Origin of the sequence: Tsukamurella strandjordii (genome assembly GCF_039525985.1) — a bacterium.
In the GTDB taxonomy this organism is placed as follows: Bacteria; Actinomycetota; Actinomycetes; order Mycobacteriales; family Mycobacteriaceae; genus Tsukamurella; species Tsukamurella strandjordii.
Window position 1 is genome coordinate 53,333 of record NZ_BAAAII010000002.1, and the last position, 16,735, is coordinate 70,067.

The window sequence follows — 16,735 nt, forward strand, 5'->3', positions numbered from 1 at the left end:
CTACCGTCCCGCGGGCAGCTCTCCCACCCGGTGAATCTCGCTGCCATCCACGCTCTCCCACACGGCCACGCCGTCACGCAGCCGTGCCCACAACGGGCTCCCGCCGCGCTCGGCACGAGGCCACGTGCGGGCGGGTCTGACGACCTGCGCGGAGTCGAGGACGGCGTCCTGAACCTGGTCCGCGACCAGGTGGGTCCGCTCCTCCTCGTCGCCGGCGTCCGCGAAGCGGATCGCTACGGATCCCGCTCCCTTCAGTGACAGCCATAGATCGCCGGCCGGGAAATCATGGGCGAGCATCGATTTCCATGGCAGACGGTCAGCGCTCGGCGATGCGAATTCGTAGTGAAGCCCGCTCACGTGCATGTCACGTTCCACTCGCAGGTACTCCGGCGAGGTCGACGGATCACGCATCAGAACATCTCGACCGCCCACGGGCGGCGCGGGCTCACCAGCAGACGGTCGGCGCGAGCGGCCGCACCGTCGGTCAGCTCACGAATCGCACCGATGGCCACGCGCCGGGACACCGGCTCGTCGGAGAGCCAGAGGCGGCCGAGGTCGGCGATGTCCACGGCGAGGTCCGCGGGATCGTCGGTGGGCGTGCATTCCCCGGTGGCGCCGTCGATGAGGAAGCGGCCGTGCGCCGGGCCGGGTCCGGCACCGTCGTATCCGGGGTCGGTCACGTCCAGCACCAGTTGATCGAGCATCGCGTACGTGCGCGCGGAGAACAGCGCGGGCACATCGAAGGGCCGGATCCACAGGAAGTCGGTGCGATTGGATACCTGCGCCGCCCGGGGATCGGCGGGCACGGTGGTCACCAGATCGTCGAGTGGGCGCTGCGGTGCCTCGACCCACATCACCCAGTCGATGCTCATCGCGAAGGCCCACAGGTCACGCTCGGCCGCGGCGTCGATACCGAGGAGCTCGGTCACCTTCAGGGTCGAGTCCGGCCGGCTGTCCGTCCATTTCGGTGCCATCGTGTACGCCAGGACTCCGGCAACGGCTCCGCCGCGGCGAAGCACCACGCGCAGCGTCTCATCAGGGCCACCGCCGGTGATGACTCCCGCGGTGCGACGCAGATTGATGTCGAGTTTGGAGACGCGGCCGGGGAAGTCGATCAGCTCGCGGATGCAGGTGGAGGCCTCCAGGTACTCCGCGCTGTCCACGTATCGCACCTGATCGACGGGCGGCTGCGGGAGCGTGGCGCGGTCCACGGAGATCCGGTAGTCGACGGTCTCAGTGCTCTGCCCGAAGCCGTAGCGGCCGTAGATCGCGTACTCGGCCGCGATGAGAGTTGCGGCGGCGGCACCGTTGGCGCGGGCCTCGTCGAGGCAGCCGCGCATGTGGGTGCCGAGGATGCCGCGGCGCCGGTGCGTCGGCAGCACGGTGACGGCGGAGACGGCCCGGACCGGCACCGTCGCGCCGCCCACGGCGGTCAGCTCCTGATCGAAGGAGAGAAAGGTGCCCACGGTGCGGCCGCCGTCGATCGCGATCCGGTGATCGAGCGAATCGAGTTGTCCCGAGACCGTTTCCAGCCACTGTTCGGCGTCCGGCAGCCGGGCCTGGAAGCCGATCGAAGCGCACTGCTGGAACCCCTCGAGCTGCTCACGGGTGGTCACACGCTGGAACTCGATGGCATTGGATCCGGTCATACCGCCCACGTTACCTGCGCCCGCAAACGGATTTCGGCGGTTACGAGGCGGAGGAGATCTCCGGGACGTGGGTGGCGCGGACGTACACGATGTCGCCCTCGGAGAGGTCCAGGGCGGAGGCGTCACCGCGGGTGATCTGCGCGTGGAACCGCTCCCCCGTGGCCGAGTTCTTCAGCTCAACGCGCACCTCGAAGCCGAGGTACACCACGCGCTCGACCTCGGCGCGCAGCACGCCGGCCTCCTCGGAGGTCTGCTCGCCCTGCCGGGCCAGCTCGGGGGTACGGCCCACGCGGATGTCGTGGGGGCGCACCAGCACCCCATTGAGCCTGGCGACCGATCCGAGGAAGGACATCACGAAGGGCGTCTCGGGACGGTCGTAGACGTCCTCCGGGGTACCCACCTGCTCGATCCGGCCCTGGTTGAGCACGGCGATGCGGTCGGCGATGTCGAGCGCCTCCTGCTGATCGTGGGTCACGATCACGGTGGTCACGTGCACCTCGTCGTGCAGGCGCCGCAGCCAGGCCCGCAGCTCGTCGCGCACCTTCGCGTCGAGCGCGCCGAAGGGCTCGTCGAGGAGCAGCACCTGCGGGTCGACGGCGAGCGCGCGAGCGAGCGCCATGCGCTGCCGCTGACCGCCCGAGAGCTGGGCGGGGTACCGCTGCTGGAAGCCGGCCAGGCCCACCACCTCGAGTAGCTCGTCGACCTTGGCCTTGACCTCGGCGGCGGGACGCTTGCGGATCTTCAGGCCGAAGGCCACGTTCTCCCGCACCGTCATGTGCTTGAAGGCGGCGTAGTGCTGGAAGACGAAGCCGATGTCGCGCTGCTGCGGCGATGAATCGGTCACGTCGACACCGTTGATCTCGACCCGCCCGGAATCGAGCCGATCCAGGCCCGCGATGGACCGCAGCAGCGTCGACTTGCCGGACCCCGACGGGCCGAGCAGAGCGGTCAACGAACCGTCGGGGATCTCCAGGGTCACATCGTCGAGCGCGGCGAAGTCACCGTAGTGCTTGTTCGCGCCCCGCACGTTAATCGTCATCTCGGTTCCTCCGCCGGGTCGCTTCGAGCAGGGTCATCACCACGAGCGTGATGAGCGCGAGGCCCATCAGCAGCGTCGCCGCCGCGTACGCGCCGAAGGTGTTGTAGTCGTCGTGGTTGCGCGAGCTCACCAGCAGGGTGAGCGTCTGGGAGATGCCGGGGAAGTTGGACGACACCATGAGCACCGCACCGTATTCGCCGAGCGCGCGGGCCACGGTGAGCACCACGCCGTAGGTCAGGCCCCAACGGATGGCGGGCAGCGTGATCCGCCAGAAGGTCTGCCAGCCGTTCGCGCCGAGGGTGGCCGCGGCCTGCTCCTGTTCGGTGCCGATCTCGTGCAGCACGGGCTCCACCTCGCGCACCACGAAGGGCAGCGTCACGAAGACGGTGGCCAGGACCATGCCGGGGAGACCGAAGATCACTCGGAAGCCGAGTGATTCGATGCCGCCGAACCACCCGCCGACGCCCCACAGCATGATCAGCGCGACGCCCACGACCACCGGCGAGACCGCGAAGGGCAGATCGACCGCGGCCTGCAGCGCCGCCTTGCCGCGGAACTTCCCGCGAGCCAGGGCCAGGGCGGTGAACACGCCGAAGATCACGTTGAGCGGCACCACGATCGCCACGATCAGCAGCGACAGTTGCAGCGCCGAGATCGCCGCGGGGGTGGTGATCCAGTCCCAGAACTGGCCGAAGCCGCGCTCGAAGGAGCGGTACAGGATGATCGCGATCGGGAGCACCAGGAGCAGGAACAGGTACACCAGCGCCACCGTGCGCAGGCTCAGGACGGACTTCCTGGACAGTCTCATTCGGCCGTCTCCTCCCGCTTGGCGCTGCGCCCGCCGAAGAACCGCATCACGGCCAGCAGCACGAAGGCGATGGCGAGCAGCGCCACCGAGACGGCCGACGCCGCGGTCTGATTGTCGACCTCGAGCTGCTGCTGGATGTACTGCGAGGCCACCTGCGTCTCGCCCGGGATGTTGCCGCCCACCAGCACGACGGAGCCGAATTCGCCGATCGCGCGGGTGAATGCGAGTCCCGCTCCGGACAGGATCGCCGGCAGCAGGGTGGGGATGATGATCTTGCGGACGATCACCCGGTTCGGGGCGCCCAGCGAGGCGGCCGCCTCCTCCACCTCGCGGTCGAGTTCGATGAGCACCGGCTGCACCTGCCGCACCACGAAGGGCAGCGTCACGAAGGCCAGCGCGATCACCAGGGCGGGTTGGGTCGCGTTGAGCGTCAGCCCGATCGGGCTGTCCGGACCGTACAGCGAGAGCAGCACGATGGACGCGACGATGGTGGGCAGCGCGAAGGGCAGGTCGATGAGTGCATTGACCACGCCCTTGCCGGGGAAGTCGTCCCGCACCAGCACCCAGGCGATGATCGTGCCCATCACCACGTTGATCAGCGTGACGATCAGCGATACCCAGATGGTGATCCCCAGCGTGGAGACCGCGTTCTTGGCGGTGAGCGCGGCCCAGAATCCGGACCAGCCGTCGTCGAAGGCGGTGGCGGTGATCGCCGCGATGGGCAGCAGCACGATCAGGGAGACCCACAGCCAGGCCACGCCGATGCGCAGCGGATTGATCGTGCGCATCACTTGCCCCCCGTCTTGTACGCGGCCGCGATGGTGCCCTTGTCGCCGAACAGTGCCGCGTCCACAGCCGACCATCCGGCGAGGTCCTTGCCGTTGTTCTTGGCGGCGGTGCCCTTGCCGAGCTCGGCGCCGAGCTGCTTGATGGTCCACACCTGCTGCGGCTGGGCGCTGAACAGCCCCGTGGTCTCGGCGGCCACGGTCGGGTCGGAGGCGCGGAAGCCGGAGTCCGGGAGAGCGCGCTGCGCCTCCGGCGAGAACAGGAACTTCACGAAGCGCTCGGCGGCCTCGGGGTCCTGCGCGGTGTTCACCACGGCCACCGGCAGCTCGATGCGGAAGGTCTGCGGCGGGAAGAAGTACTCGACCGGCGGCTTCCCATCGGCCTTGTTCTGCCGCTGCATGAGCACGGCCTCGCTCTCGTAGCTCAGCAGCACGTCACCCTGCCCGGAGTCGAAAGCGGCGGTGGCGTCGCGGCCGGATCCCGGGCTCACCGTGGTGTGATCGCGGATCAGTTCCTTGACGAAGTCGAGGCCCTGCTTCGGGTTCTTCCCGCCGTCCGAGAGCGCGGCGTACGGGGCGAGCAGGTTCCATTTCGCGGAGCCGGAGCTGGCGGGGTTCGGGGTGACCACCTCCACGCCCGGCTTGAGCAGGTCGTTCCAGTCCCGGATGTTCTTCGGATTGCCGGGGCGCACCACCACTGCCACGAGCGAGGTGAAGGGCACGGAATCGTAGGGGTAGGTCTTCTCCCAGGTCTTGTCGATCACGCCCGCCTTGACGTCGCGGGTCACATCGGGCTGCACCGAGAAGTTCACCACGTCGGCGGGCACGTGCCGGGCCACCTTGCGGCTCTGGTCGCCCGAGGCGCCGTAGGACTGCGAGAACCCCACGTCGGGGTTGGTCTTGCGGAACAGCGGGATGGCCACGTCGAAGGCCGGCTTGGCGGCGGCGAAGCCGACCAGATTCACCTGGTAGCGGCCGCTGGAGATGTCGGCACCGTTGGGGACGTCCGTGGAGCCGCCCCCACACGCCGCCAGCAGCAGGCTCAGGGCGATCACGACGATGCTCGAGGCACGGCCGCGATGCGACCACGCGGCAGTGCCGCGGCGGGTCTTGTCGATCATGCTCGCCGTTCTCGTCGTCGGGCTGGACAGGCGAGAATCGTACGGAGTCAGGTCAGCGCGTGAATGCCCAGACGACGACCAACAGGATGAGCAGCCCGATCAGCGCGAGAGTGACCTTCGATTTGGGCACGTAGGCGCGCCACCCGCCACCGCTGTCAGACACCACTTCGCTCCTCTTCCGCAGGGACCTGACCTGCGTCTTCCTCATCGTCCGCTGTTTCTAGCGGGCCGTGCAGCGCGTCGGCCACCCGATTGATGAGCGCGGTGAGCACGCGAACCACCAGCATTGCGATCATCGAGAGTACAACCAGCACCAGCGAAACCTGCAGGACGAAGGGCAGACCGGTGAGCCACAGCTCCACCGCATCGACCCATTGCGCCAGCACGTTCACCACGCCAGCCTAGCGCCCAGCGCGCACATCACCGTGGTCGTGCCTCATCATGGTCTGCATGGCCTCGAAGCAGAACCCAGCAGTGGAGCCGACTGATGCCGTGGTGGCGGCCGCGGCGGCCGAAGTCTCGGCGGCGGCCGTCAGCGATAGCGCCTTCCCGCCGATCCACGATTACGCCTTCCTCTCCGACTGCGAGAACACCTGCCTGATCGCCCGCGACGGCAGCGTGGAGTGGATGTGCATCCCCCGCCCGGACTCCCCCAGCGTCTTCGGCGCGATCCTCGATCGCGGCGCCGGCTCGTTCCGGCTCGCGCCGTACGGCGTGCGGGTGCCGGTGGACCGTCGGTACCTGCCGGGCAGCCTGATGCTCGAGACCACCTGGCAGACGTCCACGGGCTGGATGATCGTGCGGGACGCGCTGGTGATGGGCCCGTGGCACGACACGCAGACCCGCTCGCGCACGCACCGTCGGACCCCCACCGACTGGGACGCCGAGCACATCCTGCTGCGCACCGTGCGCTGCGTCTCGGGCACCGTCGAGCTGCAGTTGAACTGCGAGCCGGCCTTCGACTACAACCGGGCGGGCGCGAAGTGGGAGTACTCGTCGGACGGGTACGGCGAGGCGGTCGCCAAGGCGCGGTCGGAGACGGACCTGCACCCCGAGCTCAAGCTGACCACCAACATGCGGCTGGGGCTGGAGGGGCGCGAGGCCCGCGCGCACACCCGTATGCAGGAGGGCGACGAGGTCTTCGTCGCGCTGTCGTGGAGCAAGCACCCGGTGCCGCAGACCTTCGCCGAGGCCGCGAAGAAGATGTGGTCGACGGCGGAGTCGTGGCGGCAGTGGATCAACCGCGGCCAGTTCCCGGACCATCCGTGGCGCTCCTACCTGCAGCGTTCCGCGCTCACGCTCAAGGGACTCACGTACTCGCCGACCGGCGCGCTGCTCGCGGCGTCCACCACCTCGCTCCCGGAGACGCCGCACGGCGAGCGGAACTGGGACTACCGGTACGCGTGGGTGCGCGACTCCACCTTCGCGCTGTGGGGCCTGTACACGCTGGGCCTGGACCGGGAGGCCGAGGACTTCTTCTCGTTCATCGCGGACGTCTCCGGCGCGAACAACGGCGAGCGGCACCCGCTCCAGGTGATGTACGGCGTGGGTGGTGAGCGCACGTTGATCGAGGAGGAGCTGGGCCACCTGTCGGGGTACGACGGTGCGCGGCCGGTCCGGATCGGCAACGGCGCCTACAACCAGCGCCAGCACGACATCTGGGGCACGATGCTGGACTCGGTGTACCTGAACACCAAGTCCAGCGAGCGCATCCCGGAGACGTTGTGGCCGGTGCTCAAGGAGCAGGTCGAGGAGACGCTGAAGTACTGGCGCGAGCCCGACCGCGGCATCTGGGAGGTGCGCGGCGAGCCGCAGCACTTCACCTCCTCGAAGGTGATGTGCTGGGTGGCCCTCGATCGCGGCGCGAAACTGGCCGCGATGCACGGCGAGGACGATTACGCCGCGAAGTGGGCCGAGCAGGCCGACGTGATCAAGGCCGACATCCTCGAGCACGGTGTGGACGAGCGCGGCGTGTTCACGCAGCGCTACGGCAGCGATTCGCTCGACGCCTCACTCCTGCTGGTGCCGCTGCTGCGGTTCCTGCCGTCCGACGATCCGCGGGTGCGGGCCACGGTGATCGCCATCGCCGACGAGCTCACCGAGGACGGCCTCGTGCTGCGCTACCGCGTCGACGAGACCGACGACGGCCTGTCCGGCGAGGAGGGCACCTTCACGATCTGTTCGTTCTGGCTGGTGTCCGCGCTCGTGGAGATCGGCGAGGTGGCGCGCGGCCGGGCACTGTGCGAGCGACTGCTGGCCTACTCGTCGCCGCTGAAGCTGTACGCCGAGGAGATCGATCCCAAGTCGGGTAAGCACCTGGGCAACTTCCCACAGGCGTTCACGCACCTGGCGCTGATCAACGCCGTGGTGCACGTGATCCGGGCGGAGGAGTCCGAGCACGACGCGTCGGCCTTCCTCCCGGCGCACCACACGCCGTAGCGGAGGGGCTATCCGGTGAGTCCGCGCCGCTCCAGCAGCGGCCCGATCTCCGGATCGGCGCCCCGGAAGTCGCGGTAGGCCTGGGAGGCGTCCACGCTGCCGCCGCGGGACAGGACGGCGGCGCGTAGGCGCTCGCCGTTCTCCCGCGTGGGACCGTCGTGTGCCGTGAACCAGGCCGCGGCGTCGGCGTCGAGCACCTCGGACCAGATGTAGCTGTAGTAGCCGGCGCTGTAGCCGCCCGAGAAGATGTGGTTGAAGAACGGGCCGCGGTAGCGGGGCGGCACGCCGGGCACATCGAGTCCCGCGTCGGCGAGCGCTGCCGCTTCGAAGGCGGCGACGTCGTCGATCACGGTGCCGGGCGCGAGGGTGTGCCAGGCGAGGTCGATGATGGCGGCGCCGAGGTATTCGACGGTGCCGAATCCCTCACCGCGGGTGCCCGGTTCGAGAATCGATTCCCGGAGCTGTTGCGGCAGCGGCGCTCCGGTCTCGTGATGCCGGGCGTAACCGTCGAGCACGGTGGGCCAGGCCGCGAACATCTCGTTGAACTGCGAGGGGAATTCGACGAAGTCGCGGGGCACGCTGGTGCCCGAGAAGTACGGGTAGGTCACGTCCGAGAGCAGGCCGTGCAGGGCGTGGCCGAACTCGTGGAAGACGGTGCGCACCTCGTCGCGGCTGAGCAAAGCCGGACGGCCGGCGGGCGGGGCGACGAAGTTGCACACATTGATCACCACGGGCAGCGCGTCCAGCAGGTGCGATTGATCGACGAAGCTGGTCATCCACGCGCCGCCGCGCTTGCTGGGCCGAGCGAAGTAGTCGCCCACGAACAGGCCGACCGGCGCACCGTCGGGCCCGTCCACCTGCCAGGCACGCGCGGCCGGATTGTGCAGCGCGAGGTCGGTGCGCTCGGTGAAGGTGAGTCCGTACATGCGGTGCGCGGCCTCGAAAACACCGTCGCTGATCACGGCGTCGAGTGCGAGGAAGTCGCTGAGGGCACCGGCATCGCCGTCTCCCGCCTGTGCGCGCTGTTCGGCGATCCGAGCGTAGAAGGGCCAGTCCCAGGCCTCGATGTCGTGGCCGGCGAGGGTCTCCAGCTCCGCGCGCTCGGCGGCGGCGTTGCGGGCGGCGGGCGCCGCGAGGTCGCGGAGCATCGCCTGCGCGGCTTCGGCGGTCCCGGCGGTCTGATCGGCGATCTGGTACGCGGCGTGGTGCGGGTAGCCGAAGAGGCCGGCGCGCTCGGCGCGCAGTCCGGCGATCCGGGTGATCAGTGCGCGGGTGTCGTTAGCGCCTCCGCGGGTGTTGCGGGCCGACGATGCCTCGTACACGCGTCGCCGAGAGGCCCGGTCGGTCAGGCGGGCGAGATTGGGCTGATTGAGCGGGTATCCGAGCGCGAGGAGATAGCCGTCCCGTCCGGCCGCCTCGGCCGCGGTCCGAGCGGCGGCCACGGCGTCGGCGTCCAGGCCGTCGAGCTCCTCCGCGGAATCGAAGTGGACGGCGGAGGCATTGGTGTCGGCGAGTGTGCGGCGGGAGAATTCGGTGGTGAGCTCGGCCAGTTCGGTATTGATCTGCTTGAGCCGATCCTGGGACGATGCGTCGAGAGCGGCACCGGCGCGGGTGAAGCGCAGGTGGTAGCGCTCCAGCAGACGCAGCGATTCGGCATCGAGGCCCAGGGTGTCGCGGCTCGAGTGCAGCGCGTCGATGCGGCCGAACAGCGCGGCGTCCATGAGGATCGCGTCGTAGTGCGCGGACCAGGCCGGCGAGACCTTCGCCTGGATCTCTTCGAGGGCATCGGTGCGGTCGGTCGACGTGATCGAGAAGAACACGGCCGCAACCCGTCCCAGATCCTGTCCCGCACGTTCCATCGCCTCGACCGTATTCGCGAAGGTCGCTGGTTCGGGGTTCTGCGCGATCGCGTCGATCTCCGCGCGGTGCCGCGCGAAGCCCTCGGAGAAGGCGGCCTCGTAGTCGGCGTCGGCGAACGCCGCGAAGTCCGGGAGCGCGAACGGAAGGGCGCTGGGGGCGAGAACGGCATCGACGGTCACCCTTCGAAAGTACCCGGGCCGAGGTGAGTAGTTCCACGGATCCCGCTGCGCCCGATCCGCGGGAGGCTACTGCCATGAACGGATTCATCGACCGCTGCCGGCAGCGCGGTCTCGCTGTTCTCGCCGTCGGTCTCCAGCGCACCCAGCTGACCCTGCTGCGACAGTCGCTCAGCCACTTCGGCGGCGCCGTGATCATCACCGCCGATGCCGCGCCGCACTACACGCAGCGGCAGCTTCGGCGCGCGCTCGGCGGCACTGTGCTGCTCGGGCTGGGTCCGGTGGCGGCGGTCGCGGCGGGCACCGTCGGCTTCCTGGCCGGACCCACACGTGGCCCTCGCCCCGTGATCGTCCTCGCCGGGGCCACGCTCGCGGAGCTCGCAGCGTGGCGCATCGGCATAGGGTTCAATCCGTGACTGCGATGCCGAGGTGGGCGGCGAAGGATTCGGCGAGCCCCATCACCTGCATCTGCGACATTGTGGCACCCGCGATGCCCTCCACGCCGCGGATCCGCTCGATCCGCAGACCGCGCAGATCCACGTGCTGCAGCTTCGCCCGAGTCACGTCCAGGTCGCCCACCGAGCAGCCGTCGAAGGCCACCCGGATCGCGGTGGCATCGCCGAGATCGAGCCCGTCCAGCACGCAGTCGACGAACCGCACATCGCGGATGTCGGCGCCGCGCAGGTTCACGAATCCGAGTCGGCTGTCCCGCACCGTGACCGACCGGATCTTGGCATCGAACAATTCCATCGCGCCGATTCGCGCACCGTCGAACTCCACCTGCCGCAACGATGCCCGCGGCGCCGAGAAGCCGGTCGCGAACATCCGCGCGATGCGCGTCTCCAACAGCGCCGCGTCGGCGAGCGCGGTCTCGCGCAGCTCCCAGTCGGCGAGCTCGCACTCGCTGAAGGTGATCCCGCCGAGATCGCGGTCCTCGACCACGGCGTCCGCGAACCGCAATCGGTCGTAGGTCTCCCCCGGAACCAGATCCGCGGCATCGCCGTCGTCGAGTGCCGCCAGCTTCAACGCGGGCACCTTCGGCGCCACCAGCTTGATCACGCGTCGAACAATCCAGCGGTGGCCCGCAGCCGGACCTCGGCGTCGGCGGCGATCGACTCGACCACCTCGCGTGCGGGCCGCACCGAGTCGACCAGCCCCGCAACCTGACCGGCGTAGACGACACCGCCGCGGGGATCGTCACCGTCGTAGCTGGCGCTGATCTCCTGCTCGGTGCCGGACGAGGCCTCGACCCCGTCGCCGTCGTGCCATCGCTCGGTGAAGTCGTTGGTGAGTGCTCGCCCGAACCACCGGGTGGGCCAGGGCTGATGGCGCGCCTTGTCGAAGACGTCGGTGTACACCGTGTCAGTGCTTCGCGCCTCGAGGAGCACCTTGATCGCGTAATCGGGCCCGACGGTCTCCGGCGATGCCAGCAGCGCGGTGCCGATCAAGGCTCCCTGCGCGCCCGCCGCGAGCACCGCGGCGAGACCCGCACCGGTGCCGATGCCGCCCGCGGCGAGCACCGGAAGATCCGTGGCGCGCAGCACCTCCTGCAACAGCGGGAGCGTGGCGATCCGGCCGGTGTGCCCGCCCGCCTCGCCGCCCTGAGCGACCACCGCGTCGACGCCCGCGGCCTCCACCTCGCGGAGATCCTCGATCGAGTTGATCTGCGAGATCACCACCGCCCCGGCGTCCTTCACGCGCTGCACGTACGGAGCCGGATCACCGAAGGACAGCGAGACCAGCTTCGGCTTCGCCGCCAGCACCGCATCGAGCAGTTCGCCGTCGCCGAGCGACCAGGTCTGCAGCCCGAATGCCAACGGAGCGTCGGCACCGGCCGCTGCGCGGATCACCCGCAGCTGTTCGTCGATCCATTCGGGCGTCGCGTACCGCGCGGCGCCGATCATGCCGAGGCCTCCGGCGGCGGTCACCTGCCCCGCGAGCTCTCCGCCGGCCCGTCCGCCCATCGGGGCTCCGAGGGTCGGCAGGTCGATGTTCAGCGTGCGCGTCAGCCAGGTGTTCCACACACAGATCACGCTACGCCCGGCCGGCGCCGTGGCATGATCCGGACCCATGGCCACCGTCGACCCCGAGATCCGGTTGATCCGCGCCCTGCGGCTGCGCGCACAGGGCCTCGTGCCCGGCGTCCGGGACTGGCGCACCGCACCCGATGTGGCGCGGGGCATGCTCGCGATGCAGGCCCAGGACGCTGCCGCCGTGCGGTTCGCGCTGTCGCTCCGCGCCGCCGAGCATCCCGACGATGCGGCGGTGCTCAGCGATCTCGCGGAGCGGCGGATCGTGCGCAACCGTCCCGCCCGCGGCACGCTCCAGGTGGCGGCGCCCGAGGATCTGCACTGGCTCAGCGCCCTCCTCACCGAACGGTCCCGCGCCGAGGCCGCGAAGCGACGCCCGGACCTCGGCATCACCGAGGCGATGATGGCGGACGCCGAGCGGGCGATCCGCGCCGAACTCATCGGGGGCCTCAGCCGCACCCGGCCCGAGCTGGTCGAGGCCTGCGCCGCCGCGGGCATCGCGCTCGACGGGACGCAGACCGGCCATGTGCTGCGCGACCTCACTGAGCTGATGGCGATCGTCTTCGCGGATCCGCGCTCGAAGGCCGACGCCTTCGCCCTGGCCGATGAGTGGATCGCCGACCGCCGCGAACCGGAACACACTCTGGGCGAGGCGGTATCGCGATTCGTCGCGGGACGGGGCCCGGTCACCCGCCAGGACATCGGCAAGTGGTGCTACCTGGCGATGGGCAGCGTGGACGCCGGGCTCGAAGCGGCCGGGCCGGCGCTGGAGACGATCACGCTCGCCGGCACCACCTATCTGGTGGCGGCGGGGTCGTCCGATATCACCGCGGCCGAGGTGGACGAGGCGCTCGCGACGCCCCTGCTCCTCCCCGCGTTCGACGAGTACGTGATCGGATACGGCTCGCGGTCTCCGCAACTCGACGAGGCCTTCTTCAGCCGGATCGTGCCGGGCCGCAACGGCGTCTTCAAGCCGATCGTGGTGGTCGACGGCGAGATCGTGGGCACCTGGAGCCGCAAGGCGACCGCCAAGCAGGTGGCGATCACGATCGAGCCCTTCACGAAGATCACCGTGGCGAACACCCGGCGGCTGGGCAGGGCGGCGCGCGCGTACGGAACATTCCTCGGCCTCGACGCGACCTTGTCCTAGCCGGCTCCGCGGTGTTTCCGCATTCGCCTCCGGAACCGGTCCGGGCTCGCTACCGTTCGGCCATGAGGCCCGTGCTGCCCGTCACCGTCGCCCTTGCCGCGTGCCTGGCGATCACAGGTTGCTCCGAGACCGTCTCCGGTACGGCGACTGTTCCCGAAACACTTTCTGCGACAGCGATACCCACCTCCACGGACACCGTCCCGGCGCCGGGCACCACAACGAGCGCTCCACCGCCGGGGGCGGTGGTCGGCACCGCCGTCATGCGACTGATCGGCGGGGCCGGGGCCGTCACCATCCGGTTCCGGATCAACGGCGGACCCGAGCAGACGGTGACCGCGACGACGCCCTGGGAGCAGACCTTCGAGGTCCGCGACAGGATGCCGACGCAGTTCACCGCCGATGGCGGAGACGCGGAACTGACCTGCACCATCATGATGGGCGAGATGCTGGTCGCTCTGGTCAGCCAGCCGCGCCCGACCTGCGGATTCCAATACTTCGGCTGAGACGTCAGTTCCGCGCCACGAAGAAGTTGTTCGTGTAGTTGATGTCGAACGAGCTGGTGGCGGTGTGCACCCAGGTGGCCCGGAACGGACAACCCCAGGTGGGCACCGTTCGGGTGACGGCGAAGCCCTGGCCGGGTGCGAGCGTCGCGCGCCCCTCGCCGCCTCCGCCGCCGAAACCCAACCACACGTTCTGCGCGGGCACGTTGCCGTTGTTGCGAACGTAGCCGTGATCGGTCTGCGAGTTGGTCTCCGCGCGGCCGGGCAGCGGTCCGCTGCACGAGATCCCGCCCGTCACCTGCAGGTCGACGAAGGGCACGAACGCACCCGCCGTGGGCGTGGTGACCAGCGATGCGGCACCCGCAACCGCGAGCGATGCTGCCGCCAATGCAATCTTCCTCATGATGACTCCCCGTTCCCGTCGATCTCGGACGGCCGCCGAAGTACGGCGACCCGCGTCGTGTGACGCTGATCTCCTTGTCGCACAGCGAGAACGGATCGTTACGACTGCAAACATGAGGAATGGTTTGCAGTCCTGAGGTTCATCGGGAGGGCGAACGGCCTCCCGGCGAGCTACTTGCCCTTCGGCTTATCGCCGGACGCGTCGGACGAGAGCGCGGCCACGAAGGCCTCCTGCGGAACATCGACCCGACCGATCGTCTTCATCCGCTTCTTGCCCTCCTTCTGCTTCTCGAGCAGCTTGCGCTTTCGGCTGATGTCGCCGCCGTAACACTTGGCCAGCACGTCCTTGCGGATCGCGCGAATGTTCTCGCGGGCGATGATCTTCGAGCCGATCGCGGCCTGCACCGGCACCTCGAACTGCTGGCGCGGGATCAGCTCCTTGAGCTTGACCGTCATCTTGTTGCCGTAGGCCTGGGCGCCGTCGCGGTGCACGATGGCGCTGAAGGCGTCCACGGCCTCGCCCTGCAGCAGGATGTCGACCTTGACGAGATCGGCCAGCTGCTCGCCGGCCTCCTCGTAATCGAGCGAGGCGTAGCCGCGCGTGCGCGACTTCAGCGAATCGAAGAAGTCGAAGATGATCTCGGCCATCGGCAGCGTGTAGCGCAGCTCCACGCGGCTCTCCGAGAGGTAGTCCATGCCGCCGAGCTCGCCGCGCCGCGACTGGCACAGCTCCATGATCGTGCCCACGAACTCGCTGGGCGCGATCACGGTGGTCTTCACGATCGGCTCGTAGGTCTCGCGCAGCTTGCCCTCGGGCCAATCGGACGGGTTGGTGACGATCTGTTCCTTGCCGTCCTCGCCGACCACGCGGTACACCACGTTCGGCGCGGTCGAGATCAGGTCGAGGCCGAACTCGCGCTGCAGCCGCTCGCGGGTGATCTCCATGTGCAGCAGGCCCAGGAAGCCACAGCGGAAGCCGAAGCCCAGCGCCACCGAGGTCTCGGGCTCGTACGTGAGCGCGGCGTCGTTGAGTTGCAGCTTGTCGAGCGCCTCGCGCAGGTCCGGGTAGTCCGAGCCGTCCACCGGGTAGAGGCCGGAGTACACCATCGGGCGGGGCTCCTCGTAGCCGGTGAGCGGCTCCTCAGCGCCCTTGCGCGCGGTGGTCACGGTGTCGCCCACCTTCGACTGGCGCACGTCCTTCACACCGGTGATCAAGTAGCCGACCTCGCCCACGCCGAGGCCCTTCGAGGGCTTCGGCTCGGGCGAGACGATGCCCACCTCCAGCAGCTCGTGGGTGGCGCCGGTGGACATCATCTGGATCTTCTCGCGCGGCACGATCTTGCCGTCCACCACGCGGATGTAGGTGACCACGCCACGGTAGGTGTCGTAGACCGAGTCGAAGATCATGGCGCGAGCCGGCGCGTCCGCGTCGCCGACGGGCGGCGGGACCTTCTCGATCACGCGGTCGAGCAGGGCGTCCACACCCACGCCGGTCTTACCCGAGACCCGCAGCACGTCCTCCGGCTCACAGCCGGTGATGTGCGCGATCTCCTCGGCGTACCGATCGGGATCGGCGGCGGGGAGGTCGATCTTGTTGAGGACCGGGATGATCTCCAGGTCCTTGTCCATCGCGAGGTAGAGGTTGGCGAGCGTCTGCGCCTCGATGCCCTGGGCGGCGTCCACCAGCAGGATCGCCCCCTCGCAGGCCTCCAGCGCGCGTGAGACCTCGTAGGTGAAGTCCACGTGACCGGGGGTGTCGATCATGTGCAGGACGTACTCCTCGTCGGAGCCGTCCTCGCCCTTGATCGTCCACGGGAGCCGCACGTTCTGCGCCTTGATGGTGATGCCGCGTTCGCGCTCGATGTCCATCCGGTCGAGGTACTGGGCCCGCATCGCGCGCTCCTCGACCACACCCGTGAGCTGCAGCATCCGGTCGGCCAGGGTGGACTTCCCGTGGTCGATGTGCGCGATGATGCAGAAGTTACGGATCCGCGAGGGATCCGTGAAAGTGGTGTCGGCGAAGCTGGGAATCGGTCTCACTCCTCGGGCGGCTGGCCGGGGTCCCGGCACACGTCACCCTCCAGTTTCTCATGCCGCGCGCAAAGGCCGCACCATGGTGAGCTGGTGCACGCGTCCGCCGCGGTACCGCACCCCCGGCACCGTCGGCGTGGGTCCGTGCGGCAGGAAACCGAATCGCTCGAAGAACCGGATCGCCCGCGGGTTCTCGACCAGCGTCTGCAGGTAGCACCCGGCACCATCGAGCCGGGAGAGCCAGGCGTCCATCAGCCCGTCCGCGGCGCCGGTGCCCCGCGCCTGCGGCGCCACGTCGATGTGCAGATGCGCGGGCCACCTCGGGTCCCGCAGCTCGCCGGACGATCCGGTCTCCGCGCGCGCCCGGACGGTGTCGATCGCCGCGCGGCCGACGAACCGCCACGTGGCCGGACGCACCAGCACGGAGGGCCTGGACAGGGCGCGGACGATCCGGTCGTCCTCGGAGGGCAACGAGGATCCCGGCGGGCATCCGGTGAGGTAACCCACCAGCTCACCGCCGGTTTCCGCCACGAACAGACTCGCCGGGCAGTGCTCGATGTACGGGTCGAGGTAGACCGCGCGCTCGGATTGCGGGTGGCCCCACAACTCCCCCGACGGTGAGCCCTCACCGGCGCGTTCGAAAAGCTCCCGGAGGGCGTCGCGATCGGATTCGCGGTAGCTGCGGATCTCGGTCACGACTCGCCGCCTGAACTGTGGGGAGAACCCCCGACCGGGTACGGCTGCA

The 16,735-nt window shown here is 69.3% G+C and carries 17 protein-coding genes; 4 read left to right on the forward strand and 13 right to left on the reverse strand.

Annotated elements, in window-relative coordinates:
• The 7 genes from ABD108_RS01020 to ABD108_RS01050 all read right to left on the reverse strand — a co-directional run bounded on the left by ABD108_RS01020 (nucleotide 1) and on the right by ABD108_RS01050 (nucleotide 5,794).
• The gene (locus ABD108_RS01020) at nucleotides 1-411 is read right to left on the reverse strand and encodes a hypothetical protein (protein ID WP_343929003.1); all 411 of its coding nucleotides are present in this window, start codon (nucleotides 409-411) and stop codon (nucleotides 1-3) included.
• Nucleotides 411-1,649: a GNAT family N-acetyltransferase gene (locus ABD108_RS01025; protein ID WP_343929004.1), complete on the reverse strand. Its 1,239-nt coding sequence runs from the start codon at nucleotides 1,647-1,649 to the stop codon at nucleotides 411-413. The genes ABD108_RS01020 and ABD108_RS01025 overlap by 1 nt, the downstream gene beginning before the upstream one ends.
• Nucleotides 1,650-1,689: 40 nt before the next feature.
• Nucleotides 1,690-2,688 (reverse strand): sulfate/molybdate ABC transporter ATP-binding protein, encoded by a 999-nt coding sequence (locus tag ABD108_RS01030; RefSeq protein WP_220655965.1) that lies wholly within the window; start codon nucleotides 2,686-2,688, stop codon nucleotides 1,690-1,692.
• On the reverse strand, nucleotides 2,678-3,496 hold the full coding sequence (cysW, locus tag ABD108_RS01035; protein ID WP_220655966.1) for a sulfate ABC transporter permease subunit CysW: 819 nt from the start codon (nucleotides 3,494-3,496) through the stop codon (nucleotides 2,678-2,680). Before cysW ends, ABD108_RS01030 begins: the two co-directional genes overlap by 11 nt.
• Nucleotides 3,493-4,284 (reverse strand): sulfate ABC transporter permease subunit CysT, encoded by a 792-nt coding sequence (gene cysT / locus ABD108_RS01040; RefSeq protein ID WP_220658413.1) that lies wholly within the window; start codon nucleotides 4,282-4,284, stop codon nucleotides 3,493-3,495. The genes cysW and cysT overlap by 4 nt, the downstream gene beginning before the upstream one ends.
• Nucleotides 4,284-5,402, reverse strand: coding sequence for a sulfate ABC transporter substrate-binding protein (locus ABD108_RS01045; protein ID WP_305111748.1), 1,119 nt, complete (start codon nucleotides 5,400-5,402; stop codon nucleotides 4,284-4,286). Before ABD108_RS01045 ends, cysT begins: the two co-directional genes overlap by 1 nt.
• A gap of 155 nt (nucleotides 5,403-5,557) precedes the next feature.
• Complete coding sequence (locus ABD108_RS01050; protein ID WP_220655968.1) at nucleotides 5,558-5,794, reverse strand: hypothetical protein; 237 nt, start codon at nucleotides 5,792-5,794, stop codon at nucleotides 5,558-5,560.
• A 58-nt stretch (nucleotides 5,795-5,852) separates the two neighbouring features.
• Between ABD108_RS01050 and ABD108_RS01055 the strand changes: the two genes are divergently transcribed.
• Nucleotides 5,853-7,841, forward strand: a complete 1,989-nt coding sequence (locus ABD108_RS01055; RefSeq protein ID WP_220655969.1) for a glycoside hydrolase family 15 protein — start codon at nucleotides 5,853-5,855, stop codon at nucleotides 7,839-7,841.
• Between the two features lie 8 nt (nucleotides 7,842-7,849).
• Here the strand turns inward: ABD108_RS01055 and ABD108_RS01060 are convergent, their stop codons facing one another.
• Nucleotides 7,850-9,880 carry a M3 family metallopeptidase gene (locus tag ABD108_RS01060; protein ID WP_343929005.1) on the reverse strand — a complete coding sequence of 677 codons (2,031 nt, stop codon included), beginning with the start codon at nucleotides 9,878-9,880 and terminating at the stop codon, nucleotides 7,850-7,852.
• Nucleotides 9,881-9,954: 74 nt separating this feature from the next.
• On the opposite strand from ABD108_RS01060, the gene ABD108_RS01065 reads away from it, so the two are divergent.
• Entirely contained in the window at nucleotides 9,955-10,293 is a 339-nt protein-coding gene (locus ABD108_RS01065) for a hypothetical protein (RefSeq protein WP_343929006.1), read from the forward strand.
• On the opposite strand, the gene ABD108_RS01070 is transcribed toward ABD108_RS01065, so the two are convergent.
• On the reverse strand, nucleotides 10,283-10,936 hold the full coding sequence (locus tag ABD108_RS01070) for a pentapeptide repeat-containing protein (protein WP_220655972.1): 654 nt from the start codon (nucleotides 10,934-10,936) through the stop codon (nucleotides 10,283-10,285). The genes ABD108_RS01065 and ABD108_RS01070 overlap by 11 nt on opposite strands.
• Nucleotides 10,933-11,949, reverse strand: coding sequence for an NAD(P)H-dependent flavin oxidoreductase (locus tag ABD108_RS01075; RefSeq protein WP_425579763.1), 1,017 nt, complete (start codon nucleotides 11,947-11,949; stop codon nucleotides 10,933-10,935). The genes ABD108_RS01070 and ABD108_RS01075 overlap by 4 nt, the downstream gene beginning before the upstream one ends.
• Between ABD108_RS01075 and ABD108_RS01080 the strand changes: the two genes are divergently transcribed.
• Together ABD108_RS01080 and ABD108_RS01085 are read left to right on the forward strand one after the other, a co-directional pair.
• Entirely contained in the window at nucleotides 11,948-13,057 is a 1,110-nt protein-coding gene (locus ABD108_RS01080; protein ID WP_343929008.1) for a winged helix DNA-binding domain-containing protein, read from the forward strand. The genes ABD108_RS01075 and ABD108_RS01080 overlap by 2 nt on opposite strands.
• 62 nt (nucleotides 13,058-13,119) lie before the next feature.
• Complete coding sequence (locus tag ABD108_RS01085; protein WP_343929009.1) at nucleotides 13,120-13,560, forward strand: hypothetical protein; 441 nt, start codon at nucleotides 13,120-13,122, stop codon at nucleotides 13,558-13,560.
• Between the two features lie 4 nt (nucleotides 13,561-13,564).
• Here ABD108_RS01085 and ABD108_RS01090 read toward each other — a convergent pair whose 3' ends face one another.
• The 3 genes from ABD108_RS01090 to ABD108_RS01100 form a co-directional block, all read right to left on the reverse strand.
• Nucleotides 13,565-13,960: a hypothetical protein gene (locus ABD108_RS01090; RefSeq protein ID WP_305111755.1), complete on the reverse strand. Its 396-nt coding sequence runs from the start codon at nucleotides 13,958-13,960 to the stop codon at nucleotides 13,565-13,567.
• A 170-nt stretch (nucleotides 13,961-14,130) separates the two neighbouring features.
• Nucleotides 14,131-15,999: a translation elongation factor 4 gene (lepA, locus tag ABD108_RS01095; protein ID WP_220655976.1), complete on the reverse strand. Its 1,869-nt coding sequence runs from the start codon at nucleotides 15,997-15,999 to the stop codon at nucleotides 14,131-14,133.
• A gap of 48 nt (nucleotides 16,000-16,047) precedes the next feature.
• Nucleotides 16,048-16,686 (reverse strand): GNAT family N-acetyltransferase, encoded by a 639-nt coding sequence (locus ABD108_RS01100; protein WP_220655977.1) that lies wholly within the window; start codon nucleotides 16,684-16,686, stop codon nucleotides 16,048-16,050.
• Nucleotides 16,687-16,735 lie beyond the last annotated feature (49 nt).

Bases quoted from the DNA above. Each gene is read 5' to 3' on its own strand.
- cysT (WP_220658413.1), bottom strand. From the start codon at position 4,284: ATGCGCACGATCAATCCGCTGCGCATCGGCGTGGCCTGGCTGTGGGTC.
- ABD108_RS01055 (WP_220655969.1), top strand. From the start codon at position 5,853: ATGGCCTCGAAGCAGAACCCAGCAGTGGAGCCGACTGATGCCGTGGTG.
- ABD108_RS01065 (WP_343929006.1), top strand. From the start codon at position 9,955: ATGAACGGATTCATCGACCGCTGCCGGCAGCGCGGTCTCGCTGTTCTC.
- ABD108_RS01045 (WP_305111748.1), bottom strand. From the start codon at position 5,402: ATGATCGACAAGACCCGCCGCGGCACTGCCGCGTGGTCGCATCGCGGC.
- cysW (WP_220655966.1), bottom strand. From the start codon at position 3,496: ATGAGACTGTCCAGGAAGTCCGTCCTGAGCCTGCGCACGGTGGCGCTG.
- ABD108_RS01030 (WP_220655965.1), bottom strand. From the start codon at position 2,688: ATGACGATTAACGTGCGGGGCGCGAACAAGCACTACGGTGACTTCGCC.
- ABD108_RS01090 (WP_305111755.1), bottom strand. From the start codon at position 13,960: ATGAGGAAGATTGCATTGGCGGCAGCATCGCTCGCGGTTGCGGGTGCC.
- ABD108_RS01075 (WP_425579763.1), bottom strand. From the start codon at position 11,949: ATGGGTCCGGATCATGCCACGGCGCCGGCCGGGCGTAGCGTGATCTGT.
- ABD108_RS01085 (WP_343929009.1), top strand. From the start codon at position 13,120: ATGAGGCCCGTGCTGCCCGTCACCGTCGCCCTTGCCGCGTGCCTGGCG.
- ABD108_RS01020 (WP_343929003.1), bottom strand. From the start codon at position 411: ATGCGTGATCCGTCGACCTCGCCGGAGTACCTGCGAGTGGAACGTGAC.
- ABD108_RS01080 (WP_343929008.1), top strand. From the start codon at position 11,948: ATGGCCACCGTCGACCCCGAGATCCGGTTGATCCGCGCCCTGCGGCTG.
- ABD108_RS01025 (WP_343929004.1), bottom strand. From the start codon at position 1,649: ATGACCGGATCCAATGCCATCGAGTTCCAGCGTGTGACCACCCGTGAG.